Source organism: Mesorhizobium sp. B2-6-2, from assembly GCF_006440615.1.
Lineage (GTDB): Bacteria > Pseudomonadota > Alphaproteobacteria > Rhizobiales > Rhizobiaceae > Mesorhizobium.
This window is the reverse complement of record NZ_VFUG01000024.1, coordinates 43557-64355: the sequence shown is the minus strand read 5'-3', so window position 1 is coordinate 64355 and position 20799 is coordinate 43557. Positions and strand designations below refer to the sequence as shown.

Annotated in this window: 18 protein-coding genes and 1 tRNA gene; 9 read left to right on the top strand and 10 right to left on the bottom strand. The window is 59.6% G+C overall.

The features are described from left to right. Position 1 precedes the first annotated feature (1 nt). The 4 genes from hisD to FJ419_RS28125 form a co-directional block, all read right to left on the bottom strand. A complete protein-coding gene (gene hisD, locus FJ419_RS28140; RefSeq protein ID WP_140700524.1) occupies positions 2–1294 on the bottom strand; it encodes a histidinol dehydrogenase in 1293 nt (430 codons plus the stop codon). 6 nt (positions 1295–1300) lie between these two features. Next, positions 1301–1735 (bottom strand): DUF2948 family protein, encoded by a 435-nt coding sequence (locus FJ419_RS28135; RefSeq protein WP_095765704.1) that lies wholly within the window; start codon positions 1733–1735, stop codon positions 1301–1303. Positions 1736–1827: 92 nt separating this feature from the next. Next, positions 1828–3120, bottom strand: a complete 1293-nt coding sequence (gene murA, locus FJ419_RS28130; protein WP_140700523.1) for a UDP-N-acetylglucosamine 1-carboxyvinyltransferase — start codon at positions 3118–3120, stop codon at positions 1828–1830. 140 nt (positions 3121–3260) lie between these two features. Beyond that, positions 3261–3509 carry a hypothetical protein gene (locus FJ419_RS28125; RefSeq protein ID WP_140700522.1) on the bottom strand — a complete coding sequence of 83 codons (249 nt, stop codon included), beginning with the start codon at positions 3507–3509 and terminating at the stop codon, positions 3261–3263. A 224-nt stretch (positions 3510–3733) separates the two neighbouring features. Between FJ419_RS28125 and FJ419_RS28120 the strand changes: the two genes are divergently transcribed. Beyond that, positions 3734–3808: transfer RNA gene (locus FJ419_RS28120), tRNA-Thr, on the top strand. 79 nt (positions 3809–3887) lie between these two features. Further along, entirely contained in the window at positions 3888–5582 is a 1695-nt protein-coding gene (locus FJ419_RS28115) for a DUF6538 domain-containing protein (RefSeq protein ID WP_140700521.1), read from the top strand. Positions 5583–5642: 60 nt separating this feature from the next. Here FJ419_RS28115 and FJ419_RS28110 read toward each other — a convergent pair whose 3' ends face one another. Next, positions 5643–6674, bottom strand: a complete 1032-nt coding sequence (locus FJ419_RS28110; protein WP_140700520.1) for a hypothetical protein — start codon at positions 6672–6674, stop codon at positions 5643–5645. 139 nt (positions 6675–6813) lie between these two features. Here FJ419_RS28110 and FJ419_RS28105 point away from each other — a divergent pair, with 139 nt between their 5' ends. From FJ419_RS28105 to FJ419_RS28080, 4 genes are all read left to right on the top strand, one after another. After that, positions 6814–7518, top strand: coding sequence for an SOS response-associated peptidase (locus FJ419_RS28105; RefSeq protein ID WP_140700519.1), 705 nt, complete (start codon positions 6814–6816; stop codon positions 7516–7518). A 20-nt stretch (positions 7519–7538) separates the two neighbouring features. Beyond that, the gene (locus tag FJ419_RS28100; protein ID WP_140700518.1) at positions 7539–8411 is read left to right on the top strand and encodes a hypothetical protein; all 873 of its coding nucleotides are present in this window, start codon (positions 7539–7541) and stop codon (positions 8409–8411) included. Between the two features lie 440 nt (positions 8412–8851). Further along, positions 8852–9043 carry a hypothetical protein gene (locus FJ419_RS28090; RefSeq protein WP_140700516.1) on the top strand — a complete coding sequence of 64 codons (192 nt, stop codon included), beginning with the start codon at positions 8852–8854 and terminating at the stop codon, positions 9041–9043. Positions 9044–9247: 204 nt separating this feature from the next. Next, complete coding sequence (locus FJ419_RS28080; protein WP_140700515.1) at positions 9248–9511, top strand: hypothetical protein; 264 nt, start codon at positions 9248–9250, stop codon at positions 9509–9511. 89 nt (positions 9512–9600) lie between these two features. On the opposite strand, the gene FJ419_RS28075 is transcribed toward FJ419_RS28080, so the two are convergent. The 5 genes from FJ419_RS28075 to FJ419_RS28055 form a co-directional block, all read right to left on the bottom strand. After that, a complete protein-coding gene (locus FJ419_RS28075) occupies positions 9601–10161 on the bottom strand; it encodes a hypothetical protein (protein ID WP_140700514.1) in 561 nt (186 codons plus the stop codon). Positions 10162–10716: 555 nt separating this feature from the next. Continuing rightward, positions 10717–13938 (bottom strand): type I restriction endonuclease subunit R, encoded by a 3222-nt coding sequence (locus tag FJ419_RS28070; RefSeq protein WP_140700513.1) that lies wholly within the window; start codon positions 13936–13938, stop codon positions 10717–10719. Continuing rightward, positions 13935–14930 (bottom strand): DUF4268 domain-containing protein, encoded by a 996-nt coding sequence (locus FJ419_RS28065; RefSeq protein WP_140700512.1) that lies wholly within the window; start codon positions 14928–14930, stop codon positions 13935–13937. The genes FJ419_RS28070 and FJ419_RS28065 overlap by 4 nt, the downstream gene beginning before the upstream one ends. Further along, positions 14927–16120: a restriction endonuclease subunit S gene (locus tag FJ419_RS28060; RefSeq protein ID WP_140700511.1), complete on the bottom strand. Its 1194-nt coding sequence runs from the start codon at positions 16118–16120 to the stop codon at positions 14927–14929. The genes FJ419_RS28065 and FJ419_RS28060 overlap by 4 nt, the downstream gene beginning before the upstream one ends. After that, entirely contained in the window at positions 16117–17700 is a 1584-nt protein-coding gene (locus tag FJ419_RS28055; RefSeq protein ID WP_140700510.1) for a class I SAM-dependent DNA methyltransferase, read from the bottom strand. The genes FJ419_RS28060 and FJ419_RS28055 overlap by 4 nt, the downstream gene beginning before the upstream one ends. A gap of 613 nt (positions 17701–18313) precedes the next feature. Between FJ419_RS28055 and FJ419_RS28045 the strand changes: the two genes are divergently transcribed. The 3 genes from FJ419_RS28045 to FJ419_RS28035 all read left to right on the top strand — a co-directional run bounded on the left by FJ419_RS28045 (position 18314) and on the right by FJ419_RS28035 (position 20780). After that, positions 18314–18967, top strand: coding sequence for a recombinase family protein (locus FJ419_RS28045; protein WP_348642833.1), 654 nt, complete (start codon positions 18314–18316; stop codon positions 18965–18967). 118 nt (positions 18968–19085) lie between these two features. After that, complete coding sequence (locus FJ419_RS28040; protein ID WP_140700508.1) at positions 19086–19640, top strand: hypothetical protein; 555 nt, start codon at positions 19086–19088, stop codon at positions 19638–19640. Positions 19641–20264: 624 nt separating this feature from the next. After that, entirely contained in the window at positions 20265–20780 is a 516-nt protein-coding gene (locus tag FJ419_RS28035; RefSeq protein ID WP_140700507.1) for a hypothetical protein, read from the top strand. The last annotated feature ends 19 nt before the right edge of the window (positions 20781–20799 follow it).

Below are 20799 nucleotides of genomic sequence, written 5' to 3'. Positions count from 1 at the left end.
GCTACATGTTCAACCTGATCGCGACGGAGCGGGCATGGGCATCGAGCCCTTCGGCCTTGGCGAGCGCGATCGCGGCGGGCGCCAGCACCTTGAGCTGCTCCGGGCCGAGCTTCAGGATCGAGCTGCGCTTGACGAAATCGAGCACGGACAGACCCGACGAGAAACGCGCCGACCGCGCCGTCGGCAAGACGTGGTTGGAGCCGCCGACATAATCTCCGATGACTTCCGGCGTATGGCGGCCGATAAACACGGCGCCCGCGTTGCGCATCCTGGAAAGGAATGCCTCGGCTTCGTCGAAGGCGAGCTCGACATGCTCGGCCGCGATCCTGTCGACCAGCGGCAGCGAGGCGTCGAGCGTCGGCACCAGGATCACCGCGCCGAAATCGCGCCAGCTGGCCCCGGCCGTCTCGCCGCGCGGCAGCACCTTGAGCTGGCGCTCGACCGCCTGCTCGACCGCCTTGCCGAATTCCGGATCGTCGGTGATCAGGATCGACTGCGCCGAAACGTCATGCTCGGCTTGCGCCAAAAGGTCGGCCGCGATCCAGTTCGGATCGTTGTCGGCATCGGCCACCACCAGCACTTCCGACGGCCCGGCGATCATGTCGATGCCGACCGTGCCGAACACCTGCCGCTTGGCCGCCGCGACATAGGCGTTGCCCGGACCGACGATCTTGGCGACCGGCCTGATCGTCTCGGTGCCATAGGCAAGCGCTGCAACGGCCTGCGCGCCGCCGACGCGGTACATCTCCGAAACGCCGGCAAGGTCGGCTGCCACCAGTACCAGCGGATTGATAACGCCGCCCGAGGCCGGCACGACGATGACGATGCGCTCGACGCCGGCGACCCTGGCCGGCACGGCGTTCATCAGCACCGAGCTTGGATAGCTCGCCGTGCCGCCCGGCACGTAAAGGCCGACGGCTTCGATCGCCGTCCAGCGCGAGCCGAGCTCGACGCCCGCGGCATCCGTATAGCGATCGTCCCTAGGCTTCTGTCGCTCGTGATGCGAGCGGATGCGGTCGCGCGCGAATTTGAGCGCCTCGACGGTCGCCGGATCGGCCGCTTCATAGGCCTTGGCGATGTCGTCCTTCGACACCGCGATGCCGAGCGTGTTGAGATCGGCTTTGTCGAACTTCAGCGTGTAATCGACAAGTGCCTTGTCGCCTTCGGCGCGCACGCGGGCGATGATGTCGCGCACCACGGCCTCGACATCGGCCGACACCTCGCGCTTGGTGGTGAGGAAGGCCGAAAAACGCTGTTCGAAATCGGCGTCCTGCTGTCGGAGCGTTATCGCCATCGCGCTTCAGCCTCTGTGCAGGGGGCGCGAGGTGGCTTCCCAGGAGCCGCCGATATCGGCAAGCCTGGCCTCGATGCATTCGACGTCGAGCATAATGGTGCCGCCGCCCGAAAAGATCAGCTCGACGATGCCGGCCGGCTTGCTGATGGCGATGAAGCTGACCGCCAGCAGCGACAGCACCTCGGCCGGCTTGTCGCGCGCAATGCCGTTGGTCTTGGCGCCAAGCACGCGATCGAAATGCAAGACGCTCTGGCGCCGTTCATTGTGCTGGCGGAACAAGCCGGATTTCGCTTCCCAGACGAAGCGGTTCATGGTCAGCACGAAGCGCTTGGCCGCCGGCAGATATTCTAGGTCGGAGACCTTCATCACGGCGTCCTGGACATGCGCCGAGACGATGCTCAGATCCTGGTCGTCGAGCGCGATGAGCTTGAGAGCTGCCATGCAGAATGCGCACCCTGAACGTTGACAATTCAACGTTCTGTTATGCGGTCTTTCCGCTCGGCGCAACCGCTGGGAAAGAATGCTGCGAAGCGTCAGCCCGAAATGCGCTCGATCACTGCGCCGCAACCGGAGAGCTTCTCTTCCAGCCGCTCGAAGCCGCGGTCGAGGTGATAGACGCGGTTGACCGTGGTTTCGCCTTCGGCGGCAAGGCCGGCGATGACCAGCGACACCGAGGCGCGCAGGTCGGTCGCCATCACGGGCGCGCCCTTCAGCCTGGCGACGCCGTCGACGATCGCCGTCTGGCCGGAAAGGGTGATGTGGGCGCCCAGCCGTGCGAGCTCCTGCACATGCATGAAGCGGTTCTCGAAGATCGTTTCGGTGATGCGCGACTTGCCCTTGGCCATCGTCATCAGACCCATGAACTGCGCCTGCAGGTCGGTCGGGAAGGCGGGGAAGGGGGCGGTGGTCACGTCGACCGGCGCAATGCCCGAGCCGTTGCGCTTGACGCGGATGCCCTCATTGGTCGGCGTGATCTCGGCCCCGGTCTCGACAAGCACGTCGAGCGCGGTCTGCAACAGGTCTGGCCGGGCGCCGGCGAGCATCACGTCGCCGCCGGTCATGGCGACGGCCATGGCATAGGTGCCGGTCTCGATGCGGTCGGGGATGACGCGCACGCGCGCCCCCGACAGCACCTCGACGCCGTGGATGGTGATGATCGAGGTGCCGGCGCCATGAATCTTGGCGCCCATGGCGATCAGGCATTCGGCGAGATTGACGATTTCCGGCTCGCAGGCGGCGTTCTCCAGCACCGTCTCGCCCTTGGCGAGCGAGGCCGCCATCATCAGCACATGGGTGGCGCCGACCGAGACCTTCGGGAACACGTAGCGATTGCCGATGAGGCGGCCATTCCGGGTCTTGGCCATGACATAGCCATTGTCGACGTCGAGCTCGGCGCCGAGAACCTGCAGGCCCTCGAGGAACAGGTCGACCGGGCGCGTGCCGATGGCGCAGCCGCCGGGCAGCGACACCTTGGCCTCGCCCATGCGGGCAAGCAACGGCCCGATCACCCAGAAGGAAGCGCGCATCTTCGACACCAGCTCGTAAGGCGCGGTGGTGTCGACGATGTTGCGGGCGGAAAAATTGATGGTGCGCGAATAGCCTTCCTGCTGCTTTTCGCGCCGGCCGTTGACGGAATAATCGACGCCGTGATTGCCGAGGATGCGGATCAGTTGTTCGACATCGGCCAGATGCGGCACGTTTTCCAGCGTCAGCGTGTCGTCGGTGAGCAGTGAGGCGATCATCAGCGGCAATGCCGCGTTCTTGGCGCCCGAGATCGGAATGGTGCCGGCAAGCTGATTGCCGCCGACAATTCTGATGCGATCCATGAGAAAACGTCCCCTCGGCCCGAACAGGCCGCTTCAATCGGTTTGAGTGTGCCCGCCTTAGACTATTGGCCGGCTTGGTTCAAGAAATAGGATTTTCCTAAAACCGGACCGACTGTGGCCGGCCAGTATGGCTGATTTGGTCAGTCCTTGTGCATTTTTCCAGCAGCCGGCAACTCTTCCGGCCGATCGTCGGGATCGGCAGCGCACTGTTCGTCAGCGTCGCCGGCGCGTTGCTTGTGAACGTCGCCAGCGCGCTGCTTGTCAGCATCGCCAACCCGTCGCGAACGCGCTTGCGCCTTGCGCTTCTGCAGATTGGCGCGCAGCGCCTCGGCCAGCCGGTCCTTGCGCTCTCCGCCGCCTTTTTTCGGTGGATTTGCCCTGTCGTCCATCGTCCATTCCTGACCGGCGGTCAGCCGGCCGCGATTCCGCAATGGCTAGCATTTTCGCGCGGCCATGTCATGAAAGCAGGGCGAGAGCCGGGTTTGATCCTGTGGATCAGCCGCGCATGCCGCCGCAAACCGCATAATTGCCGGCGGGAATCACATGCGACGCTTTGGGTTTTTCTTGGCCTTGCGCTTACCGGTTCGATATGGCAGAAGCGCCGCCATCGCAGGCTGCGGTAGCTCAGTGGTAGAGCACTCCCTTGGTAAGGGAGAGGTCGAGAGTTCAATCCTCTCTCGCAGCACCAGCCTATCCCTTTGAAGGGGAACAACTATCTGACTTTCTTGGTCTTTTTGCCGCCTGTCTGGTACACAGGGGTGGTACACATGAGCTTGAAAATGCCTGGACCTCAGCAACATCCAAAGACGGGTGTCTATTACCTTCGGCAGCGCGCGCCCTCCGATTTGAAGAACTTGCCACTGGATGGAAGGGTGGCGATTCCCATTGGAGGGACCATCAAAACAGTGAAAGCGGGCGCAACCGTCAAGGTCAGCCTCGGTACGAAAGACCGCGAAGAAGCCAAAAGGCGTCACCGCGAGGCCGATGCTGCACTCCATGAGTTCTGGCAGCGGTTCAGGCAAGGCCCTCAGCCGCTCAACAACAAGCAAATCCAGGCCCTTGCGGGCGTCCTCTACGCTCGCTTGGTCGACATGATGGACAGTGAGCCGGGCGAGGAAGGGATTTGGAAACAAGTCCTCCGGTTGAACAAGAGCAAGGAGGAGGGCGGTGAGCTTGAGCGCTGGTTCGGACCGACAGTCGATGAACTGTTCGTCGAGCAGGGCGTCAACACCGATCTCCTCAGTCGGACTCGCGTCGTCCACGCGGCCTTCAAGGCAATCCAGCTTGCGGCTGAAACCAATCTCAGGAAGGCCGGAGGCGACTATTCGCCCGACGAAGCGCGAAAGCGTTTCCCCGATTGGGAGGCCGAGCGCGGCGAGGCCAAGCCAGCGCCACGGGCGGCGGGGGACTTGGACTTGTTCGCCCTGCTTGACCATAAATTCGCGACGCAGAGTCTCAAGGAGAAGACCAAGAGCGACTACGCGCGAGACCTCGACAAATTCGTCAAGAGCAGCGGGCACCGGAACGCTCAGGATGTGACAAGCGCGGACGTTCGGAAGTGGCGTGACGAATTGATAGCTGAGGGGCTTGCGCCGTCGAAGATCAACGGCAAGGCCCTCGCGGCGTTGAGCGCGGTCCTCACACATGCAGTTAGGGAGTTCAGCCTACCAGCAAACGTGGCTAGCGACATTCGAGATCGAAGAGACGGCCCCGCGCCGGGCAAGAGGGGCTACGACATGGAGGAAGCCAAGGCTATCCTCAGCGCCACGTTCAACGGAAGCTCCAAAGACATCTCGGCGCCCCACAAGCGCGCCCTCTTTTGGGTGCCGTGGATTTGCGCCTACACCGGGTTGCGGGTGACGGAGATCACCCAGCTTCGCGGCGTGGATGTCAAGGTAGACGGTGATACGCCCTATTTCTTCATCACGCCGGAGGCGGGTTCCACGAAGAGCGGCAGGGCGTGGATGACCGCCGTTCATCCGCATCTTGTAGAGTTGGGCTTGTTAGAGATGTTCAAGGAGGTGGGTGACGGTCCAGCGTTCTATGTTCCTTATCCCGACGAAACCGACCTCACTAAGCTGACAGGCAAGCCCCGGTCGCAAGAGGCGGGCGTTCGGGTCGGGAATTGGATCACCGAGGAACTGGGCATACCTGCACCGGGAGGAAAGCCCAATCACGCCTGGCGGCATCTGTTCACGACCCTCTCGCGCCAACATGACATGGACAAGCAGCACCGTGACTACATGCTTGGGAGTGGCCGTGAGGATGCTCGCGAGGGGTACGGCGATTTCCCTCCCAGCGCGCTCGCAAGGGAGATCGGGAAGCTGCCGCGCTTCGATGTCAAGGAAACGGATTGGCGTCCGTCCAATGTGCGGGTTCCTGCCCAGCCGACCCGCCCTGCGAACAAGAAACCCAGATCGAAATCGGAGAGAAGTAGCCCGAGAAAGCCGGTCAAGGCGTAAATAGAGCCTCGACCGCCAGCCGCAGTTGCATTGCCAACTGGCTGCTCGTCTGGTGCCTGTTCATCGAAGGACTTGGCCCGCTTCAGCTATGACCTTTGGATCAGGACCGATCGCAATCGTGTAGCTGAAACGGGCCGCGCCTTTCGCCTGCTTGTTCCTCGGGAGGCTCCGCACGATCCAATCGTATATGCCGGTCACCATGCAGCGTGCATTGGCGCAGGTGACCATGACGCTATTCTTGCGAACGCTGTATGCCCGCTCTGGCCACCGCTGGAAATAGCTTCTCTTGTCCGCCACGATGAAGCTCAGGTCCCTTGGCTTGCCGTAATAGTCGACAATGCCGGCGTACGAAGCGAGCACCTGGGCTATTGCCAGCTCATCGGTGCTGTGTTTCTCGATGAGCGCCCGGACGAAGTCCGCCGCAGCAGTGTCCAACTCTTGGTTATGTGCGCTGGCTTGGTCTTGCGGCGGGCCGGAATGCTGGGGCTGCTGAATCTGTGAGGTGTCGACCGGAGATTGCCTCCCATCTACGTTCGTCACGTGGAGTGCTGCCATCTCACTTGCCGACAAATAGCGCATGTCGGACTTGTCATAGTTCATCGCGACGGCAAGGAGCTTGGCGTCGACGCCCATGTCGGTCAGGTAGGACATGATTTCAGCGGTGACTGCTTGAACGCCGGCTACCGCCTCATCGGTGGACAGTTGATGATCAGGAGCGAACGAGGACTGGTGAACCCCGATTGAGCCAGGTTCGGCCAGACGGCGAACACCGCCCATGAACGCCAACGAACAGGCTGAGGCGCACTCACCTTGGCGCGTCTGAAAGGTATCCAATCCTGCCGCTCGGATCATGCGCCCCAACTGCATTGCGCTGGCGATATTCCCGCCCGGCGAGTCGAATGTAACGGACGTGGCTCCGCTCGCGGTGACCGCGCTCGCAAATTCGCTCAGCGGTTCGTTGACCCTGAAGTCGCCTGACACCACCAGGAACGGCGTTTCGCCGAACACTGGCTTGTATTCCAGCGCGTTGGATGAACACGTCATCATTGCGGTCGTCAGCACGACGCCCGTCGCCACAAACAATGAACGCATGGCTAGACACCCCAATACTTGCCCAATAGGAGTAAGAGCCAGTCAGGCCACGATTTCAAGCATCATCTGGACTGGGCCAGCGGTATGGTGAACGCTGGCAAAATGCATCTGCGACGAACCGCGCGGTGGAAAAGAGACGATGTGCAACTTGTACAACATCACCACCAGCCAAGACGCAATCCGCGAGTGGACCCGCGCCATGCGGGACATCATGGGCAACCTTGAGCCCTCTCTGGATGTCTACCCCAACATGCCGGGCGCTGTGGTCCGCAACGCCCCCGATGGCCAGCGGGAGCTTGCCAAGCTGCTCTGGGGAATGCCGACGCCGGTCGAGCGGGTGAGGGGCAAGGCGGACTATGGCACCACCAACATCCGCAACCCGCAGTATGCCCACTGGCAGCAATACGTTGGCGTGGAGAACCGCTGCGTGGTGCCCGTGACGAGCTTCGCAGAGCCGAGCCCCACGCCGAACGACAAGGACCCAGAGACCGGCATTCAGCGGAACTACTGGTTTGCGCGGAGCGAGGACCGGTCGCTGTTCTTCTTCGCAGGCCTTTGGACGCGCTGGCAGGGTGTGCGGAGGGTCAAGGATGGGCCGGGCGACTTCGAGCTTTATGGCTTCCTAACGACCAAGCCCAACGCCCTCATAGCGCCGATCCACGAGAAGGCTATGCCGGTGATCCTCACCACGCGGGAGGAGGTGGAAGCCTGGCTCACAGCCCCGTGGTCCGATGCACGGCATATGCAGCGGACAGCACCGGAGGATGCTTTGGTGATAGTCGAGAAGCCGGCCACTCAAATCAAGTTCCCGCTGCAGGCTCCGGCTCAGGGGACTCTCTTCTAGGCATGCAAGCGACGCATCGAATGATTGATCTACAGCCTTCAATTACAGCTATAGAAAATTTGCTCCGCGACGGATCAGAGGCGAGCCTGACCTACGCAGCCTTAGAGTGTCGCCTCGCCATCGAGAGAATTTGCTACGAGCGCTTAAGGATCGCCCACGATTACATATCGAACGACGACCTAAAAAAGTGGCAACCGAAGGATATTGTTAACGTCTTAATCCAAGAGGTTGATCGGAATGCTGCCGCAACCTTCACCTATTTTATCTCAAGGGAGCCGGTTCCAGAAGGGGCTTCACCGCCAACGGTCGAGGACTTCGAGCAGTCGGAATACATTCCGTTTGGAACACAAATAGGATTTGATCCCGGCGAACTAGGAAAACTTTGGAATGCACTTGCAAACCTTGCGCTGCATATAAGCATCCCCGAAACTCGAGATACCCCAGTCACACTGTACGGCGAGGCCGAACGTATTAGAAAGAAGGTTTCCGAAGCCCTTGAGGAAATCAAGCGTATTAGTCAAGGAACGCTCTTGGCTACTGGTTTGGGGGAGGAGGTATCATTCGACTGCCATTGCGGAACAAAAAACAAGAGAAGGCTTGGACTGTTGAAAAATGGCCAGACCGTTAGCTGCATTAATCCGGGCTGCGATGAGAGCTATACATATCTGGAGGATACCCTAGAGTTTGGACGTAGGACGCTTGCCATAGTTTGCCGGAGATGCGGCTCACAACAGGACGTTCCCAAAAAGAAGGTTGAAAAGCTGCCGAAAGATAAGAGGCTTTACTTTAGCTGCGAAGGGTGTGGCGAGGAAATATCGATCGAATGGCGACCGATGCAGGGGCAGAAAACAAACCCGCTTGTCGCGTCGCCGGAGTCCACTCCCAGCCCTTGAGATGCCGAAAGGCCGTTTGCCTCATTCCCCATCTTTCCAGATCACGCGACGGACCACACGGACCTCCACAAGCCGCCTCACGCGCATATCCCGGCGCTGGGCGGCACTAGGCAGCAGAATGTCCACGTCGAACTCCCGCCGCTTGCAGCGCTCGCACCGCATATGCCGCTCGACGTCCCAGAACGGAATGTCCCCGACGAGCTTGAGGAGGTCCCCCGGTAGATAGTGGCGCGTGATGTTGCAGTTGATGCAGCGGACGCGGATTAGCTGCCCGATGTCATGGGCACGGCTTAGCGTCTGGACGACACGTCGCGTTCTGCTGCTGGGCTCCGGCATGGGTCAACGGATAGGAACCAATTCCTCGAAGAGTCAATTCGGCCCTTGACAATTTTGTTCCCTTTTTGTTCACTGAAAGCATGGACCTGTTAGGAGTGACTGAAATGGACCGCATCGTCAGACTCGACAGCCGCCAAGAGGCCGTCCTCCAAGCCGTCGCAGACAAGTTCGTGGCCACCCACAAGGGCGACGTAATGAAAGCTCTCAAGGAGATGATCGTGCTGAACGGTCACCTCCAGGAGAAGCTCGATGCCGTCGCTGGGCCGTCCTCGCGGTCGCGCCGGCTGGTGGGGTGAGGAGCGAAAGCTATGGGCACCTACAATCTCGATCCCACCACCAGAGCCGAACTGCACTCAGAGGCTCAAAAGCTCATCGCCAAATACGCGAGCCCCATGGACGCCCTGCGAGCTTGAGACCCAGATACTTGCCATCGCCCACCGATATCCGGGGCTGGTCTCCATCAGCTTTGACGAAACGCATCCCACAGTTGCGTGAGCAATATGGCCGAGAGCATTCTCCCGGAGAGGCAGACCCCGAAGCTCATCGTGGTCACCGCATTCGACCGGGACGAGGAGGGCGATCTCCAGCCTGTCTACGGGCCGGCAGAGCAGCAGTCCGAGGAGCGAGCCATAAGGACCGCGAAGGCCCTGGCATCCAGGCATGCCGGTGCCATTGCGTGGTCCCGCGAGGCCAATCCGTCGCTGGGCGAGTATGGTGAGCCGAAGACGCTATTTGTGGGCGGCGACGTGCCGGACATGGAATAGGCAGGTCATCGCCGCTTCAGGGATGGCGCTTGCCACCCTGACAACGTTCAGGGGTGCGGGGCTCACCGACATGTCCCAACTCCACTACATTATGACCCGGCGGCTGCGGAGGGGGAAGGAGCGCTGTCCGTCTTTAGCGGATTTTTGAAATCAGTTGATCCGATCTCGTTCGCCCGTTCCACAAGAGCATCGTATTTTTCACTTGAGATGCCCTTATGCCCCTCTTCGCGAAGCCGTCTGATGATCTTGTGGGGATTCAAGACGACCGAATGCGCATACTTACCAGCGGAACCGCCCTTGATGCGGATAAAACCAAGCTCGGCAAGAAGCTCGATGCGGTCCTGCCACTGGCGAACGGCGCGTTGACCGGAGTATCCTGAGTGAGTAGCGAGTGATCCGGCGGCACCTAGAGAGACATACATTTCCGCCCGTGCGCGACACCACAGCTCGAAATAAGTGTTCCCTGCAGGCGTCCCCTTCGTAAGGTCGTCGATGATCTTGATGATGATAGGCATAGTGCGGGGCACGGGAGTGTAGCCTTCTTCACTGTGGGAATCCCACAGGAGCGCCTTATCTAGGTCAGGCCACAACGAGTCGCGGAGTTCTTCGGTCTTTCTCCCAGCTTTGGATTTCTTTCTGATAGACACCATTGAGGGTTCCTTTTCTTCCTGGTGATCGCAGGGGCGGCCGAGGTGTGGACCCCCGGCCTATGCCGATCGGCAGCGGGCGTAAGCTTGCATTCGCGCCCAAGTCCTCCGGAAGGCGGAGTAGTTGACCGAGGTGTGGACCCCCGATCGCTCCGCCCTCGTTCGGTAGCGCAGGCTTGCATCTGCGCCATAACTGCCAGCGATAGCGGCACACCCACAAGATAGGGAAAAAGTGCAGCAATTTCAAAGACTTAAATAGAAAATCCTGACCGCTGATTGCCTGATGCTGCCGCCGACCACTTTCGCTGAGTTGGATTATATGCGCCAGCACAGCTCCGGACTAGGATTATGGGCGACCTTTTTCGGTAGTAGTATCAAGAGAGTAAGTGGGTTTTCCCCGTGTCGGGTGATCCGGTAATCCCGCTGATCGGGTGATCGGGTGATCGCGTGGGCAAAAAAGGTCCCGGGGGCATGTTTCTGCTTGGCGGGGGCGCTCGATCGGTGGTGCGTCCGGTAAGGGCCCGCATGCGAGCTGCTAGGCCAATACGCAGCACCGTTCTACCGCACTGCGGGTTCGGTGGAAGTTCCCATCCGCTCGAACACGAACTGATAGGTACGCTGGACCTTCTCCTCGAACAGCTTGCGGTCGTAGACATCGGGCAGATGAGCGTCAAACTCTTCACCGATCGTCTGCCGGACGCCCGCCTTTGCTGTTTCCTTGGACCGCCAATCGAGAACGAGCTTCTCCTTCTTGAGCTTGGCGAGCAGTTCGCGCGCCAGCTTCTTGACCTCGATCTCCTGGGTCTTTGTCAGCTTCGGTTCGGGCTTGGTTAGAATGTCGAAGATCGCGAGTTCTTCCTCGCCCAAGCCCTCGCGAACATGGCGCTGCTCTTCCTCGTCGAGATCGCCGACAAAAGCCATCAGTTGCTGGAACAGTTCCTCGATATCCATGCTGCCGGTGTTGTATTCATCGATCAGCTTCTGCAGCCGCTCCAGAAGGCTGACACGAGCCGGGTTCCTTGCGACGAGGTCTTTCGCCCGCCTCTCGGCTGTGCCCCTCAGGACCTCCGTGGCGGTCTTCTTGGAACCTTGGGCGAACAGTGCGGCGAGCTTGTCGAAATCGATCGTCGACAGGTCGAGCAACTTCTTCAGATCGCCGCCCTGGAGGATCGGAGCGCGGATCGCGATGCCTGAAATCGCCTGATCGACCAGCCGTTCGATCTCCGCAAGCACGGTTTCAAGGTCTTTCGACGGCCCGGCTCTCGTGAGGCTGCGCAGCGTCTCCGCAATGACCTGAAGAACCACCATAGCGCCCCGATAGGGAAGCACGGCAGGGTCCGGCAGCACCGCCTTGAAGAGCTTCCACGCCGTGCCAACCAGCCCGAGAAACTGGCGCTTGTCCTCGTCGGTGCCGAGCAAGGCTTCGGCCGCCTGTCTGATCTTTGCAGCGCGCTCGAAGCCCTGTGCCGCGATGACTACATCAGGATCAACTCCTCGCTCGGCGGCAAAGGCCAGCGCCTTGTCCAGCGCCGCCTTCAACTCGACGAGAAGTTGCGTCTTCTCCTTGATCGGATCAGTCTCCGCGCCAGGGCGGGGCTTGGCATAGATCGCCAGCGCGTCCTTGAGGTTCCGGAACACGCCGACATAGTCGACGATGAGACCCGCCTGCTTGCCCGGCGCAACACGGTTCGCCCGCGCAATCGTCTGCATCAGCGTGTGATTCTTCATCGGCTTGTCGAGATAGATCGTGGAGCAGGTCGGCACGTCGAAGCCTGTGATCCACATGGCGCAGACGAAGACCAGCCTGAGCGGATCGTCCGCTGCCTTGAAGCGCTCGTCGAGTTCCTCCTTGACCATCCGTTGGCGGTGCGGCCTGATGTCGGCTCCGCGCTTTGCGATGACCTCGATTTCATTCTGCGATTGGCTGACGATGACCGCCATGTCGGTCGCCTCCAGCCACGCCAGTTGCTCCTCCAACGCCTTTCGCTCGACAGTATCGGTAATTGCTGCGATGCGGACCCGCTCCTGCTTCAGATACGCGGCCCAATGCACCCGCACTTTGTCGTACATCCGTACGGCGGTTGCCTTGTCGATCGCCACAAACATCGCCTTGCCGCGATAGCCGCGACCGGTGAAATGCCGGACCAGATCGGCCGCGACCTTGTCGAGCCGGTCGTCATTGGTGATGAGGTGGTATTGTTTGGCGAACCGCTTCGCCAACAGCTCTTCCGCTTCAGGATCGAGCCCTGCATCGTCGAGGACCTTGGCGATCTCCTCGTCGAGATCGGCGCCCTTGAGCTGCAACTCTGGCAACCGGCTCTCGTAATAGAGCGGCACTGTCGCGCCATCTGCGATCGACTGAGCGAAGTCGTAGACCGAGACATAGTCGCCGAAGACCTCGCGCGTGCGCTCCTCCTCACCCGCTATCAGCGGTGTGCCCGTGAAGCCCAGGAAAGCGGCGTTGGGGAGTGCTGCCCGCATGTTGGCGGCAAGCACGTCGTATTGGCTGCGATGCGCCTCGTCGGTGATCACGATGACATCGGAACGACCCGACAACTGCGGATAGACCTCGCCGCGCTCGGTGCCGAACTTCTGGATCAGCGTGAAGATGTAGCGTTCGTTTCCAGAAAGCAGCTCCTGGAGGTGTTTGCGTGACCCAGCTTGGACCATTTGTCGGTCCTTGGTGAGCGCACCGCAGGACGAGAAGGTGTCGGCGATCTGGTCATCGAGTTCGGTTCGGTCGGTGACGATAACGAAGGTCCAGTCGCCGGGCCGCTTGCGCAAGACCTTGCGGCTGAAGAACATCATGGAGAAGCTCTTGCCGGAACCTTGCGTATGCCAGAATACGCCGAGGCGCCCCTGGTTCTCCTTCAGCTTGCCGACGGCCTCGATCGCTCGATTGACGCCAAGATACTGATGGTTCTTGGCGAGAATCTTGATCAGGCCCTTCTCGCCCTCCTGGAAGGCAATGAAGTTCTCAACAATGTCGAGGAAGCGTTCGGGACGGCAAGTGCCCCGGATCAAGGTCTCCAGTGAGACGACCCCCCCTTCCTCCTCATCATCGATCTTCTTCCAGTCGGTGAAGAACTCGAATGGCGCCAGCGGCGCACCGAGTTTAGCGTCATGGCCATTGGAAAGGATCACGAAGGCGTTAGGGACGAAGACCTGCGGGATTGCTGTCCGGTAGTCCTTGAGGTTGCCGTCATAGGCGTCTGCGATCGAGCGATAGAGCGCCTTGAGTTCGATGAAGAGCAGCGGGATGCCGTTGACGAAACCAACCAGATCGGCACGGCGAGTGTAGAGATCGCCTGAGAACCAGACCTGATTGGCGAGCAGAAAGTCGTTCGCGCCGACGTTCGCCCAGTTGATGATGCGAATCGTTTCGTCGCGCAACGATCCGCCTGAAGACCGCACCTTAACCTTCACACCGTCGCGCAGCATTCCGTAGATATCAGCATTGGCGCGAACCGGCTCGAGCGCCGTCCTTTCGCTTGTGAGCAAGCCATAAGCGTCGTCCAGGGCGGACTGTGGCAGATTGGGGTTCAACTTCGAAAGCGCCGCCCGAAGGCGGTTTGGGAGAAATGCGTCTCGGCGCGTTTCGCGTCCCTCTGGGCTCGGTCGAGGCGTAGCCGGAGTGCCAAACTCGCCGTAGAGATTTGCGGTCTGCCAACCGAGGAGTTTGAAAAGATCTATGGTAGGTTGCTCGATAAGCTCATCTTCGGAGAAGCCGTGGTAACTCGGTGTTCTCTGTTCATAGTTGAGATCAGACCCTTTAGTCATGCGTCCTCTTCGGGCTCATCCTCCCCGTTGCCGACCGCACCAAGGTCGAGCAGGTTCACTCGCGGAGCAAATGCCAGCCGAAACCTCTGCATCTTGTCGAGCATCCAAGCGTGGAGGTCGGGATAGCCACTCGTATCGGAAGGGTCGACGCCTTTCTTGTAGAGCGCAATACGGCTCGCCTTCCTATTCGGCAATTCTTGCCATTCCAGAGGCTCGCCGATAGCGGCTTCGATCGCCGCGCGGTCGAGCTTCAACTCGCGGATGCCAACCTTGAGTGGGTCTTTGTATAAATAGAGCTCCACACCAACCCGCTGTTTGCTGGTGCTGATCGTGCAGATGATTGCGAACCCAGCGCGACCGATGCGAAATGGGATCCAGTTAGTTTTGTTCTGTCGATTAATCGCAAAAGAAGGGTCGTTCTTGCGCAGATAGTCAGCGAACGAGGCCCAATAAGCCAAGCGAACTTTGTGCCGCGCAGCTAATTCGCCCTCGCTCGACACCTTAGCGTCTACGGCCCGAGCCCAATTGTTCGGCTGGGCAACTACACGGAAGATCGGCGCCGGGTCGCTGTCACCAATCGTCACCGCCTCCACCTCGACCGCGAAGAAGTTGAAGCCCTCTTTGGTCGCACTGTTCAACCAATCGATCGCTGCGCGATGATCCTCCCGAATCGTCTCGGCGATCCAGATGGCGGTCGCATCGCTTCTCTGGCTGGCAATGTACGTGATTAATTGGCCGAGGTGGCGGTGATCCGTGTTTCCGAACTGGTTCTCGATGAGCACAGGATTGCCGCTCTCATCTTCGGCAAGGATATCGAGACGAAACTCGCCAGCCGGCAACTCAATAGCCTTCAACTCAAGCTCGCCGATTTGCAGCGCCTCGCCGAGTAAATCGAGGTTCTCAGCAAGCCACGGTGTGAAAGTCTGCGCCTCATGCAGCCAGACGGCCTTGGCGGAAATCGTCGTCAGCCGTCCTAGCTTGGGGAAGGTCATTCCGCCGCCTCAAGAAGTTCTTCCGGCTGCGAAACGTCGATTTCGCCGTAGATGAGCTTCGGCAGAAGAAGGTCGCGTTGCGCGCACAGATTTCGGTTCTGTTCAGCAAGACTGAAAATCAATTTATTGATCGGCCCTATCAGGGCAGCAAAATCCTGCATCAGTTCGACCGGTGGCAAGACAAATTCGATGGATAGCGCTTGATTGCGGTTCAAGCCGGGGACCGCTGCATCGCTGTTCAGGAAGCGCTGTTTCATGAGTAGTTGGAAAATGTAAGCGAGCGGTCGTTCGGTCGATACGTAGAATGCCGTGTCAATCGGAAAGAAAGATCGCTCTGACCAATGGACACTGCCAACATTTCCCTTGCGGCCAACCACAATACCCGGCCCTTCGACGAGTGGAACGATATGTGTGCCGACGACTCCACTCGATCCATAGACTGGATAGGGCCCAACCTCTCGGTGGTCCGCCTTCAAGGCTTTGCCGTACTTAAGATCTATCACCTCACCGAGTCTCGCGATCGCCCACCCCTCTGGGATCGGCCCAAGCGGGCTCTCCATGAGTGGCAAATCATCACCGCCGGGGGCGCGGAAATGTACGAACCATTCCTCGTAGATGCGCCGCGCCACCTCCTTCAGGATTTCGGTCCGCCTCGTGTTATTCTCGATCAGGTCGTCATAAGCGGAGAGAATCGAGGCGACGCGACGCTGCTCCCCAAGCGGTGGCAGTAACACTTCAATTTCACCAATTCGCGACGGGGAAGTGTGACGAACTTTGGTCCCGCTGGACGATGCTCTAATCTGTTGCCTTACCCTGCGGGTATTGAACAGATAGTAGATAAACTTTTCATCCGCACGTCGCGGAGAGAGCGCGTTGATCAGGCCAAGTCGCTGGTTGTGCAAGAAGACATTAGACTGTGGTATGATAGCGGTCGATCCAAGCAGTCCTTCTGCTTGTTCTGTCATAGCAACCAACAATGCACCCTTACTTAGCAAGTAGCCATGCGGAATAGGTCCGGCATATCCTTTCCTTTTTTCCTCTGAGAACTTGAAGCCGCCTTCATCGTGGAAATTTCCCGGCGTAGTTACTACGTATGGACCATCTGCGGCGAAATATTCGCTCTTGAATGCGTAGCCGTGCTTGATCGAGATTATGTCACCCAACCGGACCCGCTTCCAATGAGTGGTCATTTGACGATGTCCCAAGCACCCTGGACAATTCGAGCGCCATTGGAGGCGATAGTCGTCTCCCAATCCCGCGCTTCCGCCGTTAGCCTCTCGAACTCCTCCTGCAGGTTCTCTAGCCGTGATGCAAAATCAACATCCTCCACTTCCCCAGCCTTCACGCCAACATAGCGACCGGGATTGAGGCTCCAGCCTTGTGCTTCGATGTCGGATCGTTTGGCAACCTTGCACAGACCTGGCACGTCAGCATAACCATCGCTGAGCCCACTGGTGGCCAGCAACTCATCGCTGCCCCAGTTAGCCTCGATCTCTTCGCCACGCCACAAACGCACGATGTTAGCCAGGAACTCGACTTGCGCATCGGTGAAGTCGCGGTGTGCCCGGTCGATCTGCCGGAAGGTGTGACGGGCGTCGATGAATAGAACTTCATCCGCCCTATTTCCCGCGCGCTTACCCTTGTCCAGAAACCACAGTGTGCACGGCAGCGTCACCGTGTAGAAGAAGTTCGGGCCAACTGAGACAATGACGTCGACGCCGCCGCTCTCGATAAGCCTCTGCCTGACTTCAGCTTCCGAACCGCGAGCATCCGCCGCTGAATTGGCCATGACAAAGCCTGCACGGCCCGCCTCGTTCAGCGCGGACCAGAACAGCTCGATCCAAAGATAGTTCCCGTTGTCCGCCCTCGGCAGGCCGAAGGGGAAGCGATCGGCTCGCTTGGCAACGGATTCCTTGTCTTTGTCGACGCCAGTGACGTTGAAGGGCGGATTGGCCATGACGAAATCGAACTTGCCGACCACGCCATCGAGATCGGAGAACGGCTCGTCGTAATATGCATTGGCATCCTTGATTGTCCCGCCGAGGCCGTGAACCGCGAGGTTCATCTTCGCAAGCCGCAGCGTCTCGCTGACCTTCTCGATGCCGTAGATCGAAAGTTCTTTCTCCGGAGAGGCTTGGTGCGCGCGGACAAAATCCGCCGAATGCACGAACATGCCGCCCGAGCCGCAGGCAGGATCGAGGATGCGCCCGCGATAGGGCTCGATGATCTCGACGATCAGGCGGACGATGCTCGACGGCGTGTAGTACTCGCCACCTTTCTGCATCTCCTGCAGAGCGAATGAACCCATGAAATACTCATACACTTTGCCGAAAGCGTCCCCTTCGATTTCGACAGGAGCGAGCAGCTTGATCAACTCCCTCAGGATGCCGTCGCCCACCGCTCCATAGTTCTTCGGCAGTGCATCGGCCAAATCAGGATTGTGCTTCTCGATGTCCTCCATCGCGTGGTTGAGCGCCCGGCCGAGGTTTGACCCATCCGGCAACTGCAAGAGGTGCGAGAAGCGCGCCTCAGGCGACAGATAGATGACGTTGCGTGCCTTGTAGGCGTCAGGCCCAGGAGGCCCGAGACGACTGCCTTCGCGCGGCCGCAGTTCCTTCTCAACCGCTGCGAACCTGCTTTCTGCATAGCGGAGAAAAAGGAGACCCAGAACTGGTCGGGAATACTCTGACGGCTTGAGCCCGGAGTTGGCGCGAAGCTGGTCCGCTACGCTCCAAAGCCTCTTCTCGATCTCGGCAAGATCAATCGCCATCGGATGCTCCCCCATTCGCCAAGAAGCAATACCGCCCCTGGGTTAACAATGGCAACCCGGACGGCGGCCGGAATAATTTGAAAAAAATCTGCGAGCGGGCGATCACATAAGTCGAACGTGCCAGTTCCCCCCGTGGCGCCTGCCATCCCTGTGAAACGCGGTAACAAGCTGAACCCGATGAGTATTCCGCCCGCCGAACGTCCCCTCAAGTTCTGCAGCAAGTGTGGCATTATCACCCCTTGGAACACGCATGATCGCTGCCTGGTTTGCCAGCGTCGACGAAGCCGGGCGTACGCCGAGAGGAAGAAAGCAAGCGGCGGGGCTTTCTCTCAGGCTGTAAGAGATCGCCTCATTGCCGATAACCCAGAGCGCTGTCCGAAGTGTCTGACGCCGTGGTTTCAAGTCAAACGCCACGCACAGCATCCAAACACACCGTGGCACTTCGACCACCACGTCTCGCCTCAACGGGGCGGCACCAATGCCGATGAGAACGCGCGCATTCTGTGCTGGCCATGCAATCTGGAGAAGCTCAACTCTTGAGCTTAGTGCCGACGTCCGAATGGGCAGGGTCCAGCGGACGTTCCGCAGCGCCGCCTGGTTAGTGTCCAATAGAATGGGTATTGACTTCCGGACACGAATGACTCACAAGCCTAGATGCTATTGGACACTGGAGGCTTGGATGCAGATCGGGTACGCGAGAACGTCAACGGAAGAACAGGTGGCGGGGCTGGAGGCGCAGGTGCGCGACCTCCAGGCCGCCGGTTGCGAGGAAGTCTTCTCAGAGCAGGTTTCGGCTCTAGGCGACCGGCAGGAGCTGGACCACGCCCTCAAGTTCCTGCGCAAGGGTGACACACTGGTGATCACCAAGATCGACCGGTTGGCGCGCAACACGCGCACGCTCGGCGAGATCGTCGATGACCTGCATCGGCGCGGCATCGGTCTGAAGGTGCTGCAGTTCGGCAAGGAAACGCTCGATACGACCGGCGCCTATGGGCGCCTGATGCTGAACATGTTCGCGGCCTTCGCGGAGTTCGAGCGTGACCTTATGAGGGAGCGGCAGAAGGAAGGCATTGCCAAGGCCAAGGCGGAGCAGAAATACAAGGGACGGAAGCCGACAGCGCGGGCAAAGGCCAGTGAGGCAGTAGCCTTGTTCCGACAGGAGAAGACGGTGTCGGAGATCGCGAAGTCTCTGGGGATCGGACGAGGATCGGTCTATCGAGCGCTGGAGGCTGCCGGCCTCAAGGAGGCTGCTCCTCATTCGCAATGACCCTCGGCTGCCAACAGCAACAATGATCGTGTAACGCGAGAAGGCACTTGCGGTGCGGGCTGTGACGCGGCTGCGGGTACGGCCTGAGCCTCGATGCTACCTCCAACAGGAGCGAGATTTGATTTCCATTGAGGAAAGGCGACGCAGGGATGCCGAACGGTCGCGCCGATGGCGACGAGCCAACCCAGAGCGCCATCGGGAGCAGCGCCAAAGACAATTCTGGCGCGATCCAGAGAAGGCCCGTGCACGCGCCCGTTTAAAGTCACAAAAGTTTCGTCAAGCCAATCCCGAGAAGGCGCGCGAAGCCTATCGAAAATACCATGCGGCAAATCCAGCGGCGGCCACCGAACGCAAAAGACGATGGCGGGAAGCTAATCCTGACAAGGAACGCGAAGCGGCGAAACGGCATTACTGGGCCAATCCCGAGAAAGCGCGAGAGAAACAGAGGGCGGCAACAAAGAGATATCGCGAAACAAAAGTGATCCCCCTTGCCGTCAAGATCGTCCAAATGTTCGAGCTGTTGTCGGAGGAGGCACGCTTCGACTTTGCACGCGAACTAATCACCGAAATCGCAAACAGCCGTCTCACAAGGCTCGCGGTGAGAACGTGGAAAGTCAGGCCATGGGTGCAATGGTACGGCGCAAGGCCCGGCGAGGGGGAAGCTCTCGATTAGCATCTACGGCTGATCATCGAGACGCCTGTTCGCCGCAGTAGCAGCGCGAAAGGCCGGCCAGCACCTTGAGCAAGAGACGTTCTGGCGCGCCACGCCTATAATTTTTCTTTCTTATTCCTCAATGAGTTAGCTCGAATGGGGCTCCAGACACCGCATTTTCTTATCAAGTACGCTTGCGTATCAGTACGAGATCGTACATATATGGGCCACCGAACGGAAGCCGTTGGCAGAAGGGAGGCCCTCAGACCACCACTGAGGCGCAAGTAATGATCCTCTCGGGGAAGCTCGGGGCGGGGAACTGAAGAGCGAAACAAAGGCGCAGTTAGGCTTCGCGGACCGGCTTGAGACCGGACCGTACTGGCTGAGGTCCCGGGGAACATCCGCGCCGGAGCGACCTCAGGCGGGGAGAGGGCCGAAGCGGGGACTCCACCTGAAGCGTCCAAAAGGCGTTGCAAGGAAGCCCAACCGGCCCTGCCAAGTGAGTCCTAACACCACCGCTGAATGCAGTCCCCGAGCTTGAAAGGCGCGAGGGGAAACAAGAGCCGGGATATCATTTGACTGAAGAACCACCAGCTCAGCCTCGCTGAGTTCCAGCACCAACTTTCAACGGAAGGAGAACAGAGTTTGAGTCACGAAAATCTCAGCCTCGAACAACTCGGGGCTCAGGCCTATGCCCACTACAAGGCCGGCGAGAAGGCCAACCAGAAGGCCAATGACCACGCCAAGTCGAGCGGCCTGTACTTGGCCGAGGCCAAAGCCCGTGTCGCGAAGCGCAAGGACATGACGTGGCCTCAATTCTTGAAGGCTCACTGCGACATCGGTCGGTCGCGCGCCGATGAGCTGATCATGATCGCTGAGGGGCGCTCTGAGCCCACAGCCTCGGCTGACCGGGTTCGGGAGTGGCGGGCAACGCAAGCGGAGCTGCGCCGTACGTACGGCAAATCGTCCAAAATTCATCAACAAAAACAACAACAGGCTGGCCGAAGCGAAGTCGACAAGGAACGCGCCGAGGTTGAAATCAGCATCGCTGCCATGCTCAAGCGGCTCACCACGAAGCAGCTCAAGGAATTTGAGATGCATCTTCGGAACGTCTCTCTCGCCAGGAACTCTTTGGCGGTTTGGACAGCGGCAGCGGCTTAGAAATGACCCGTCCGAAGAC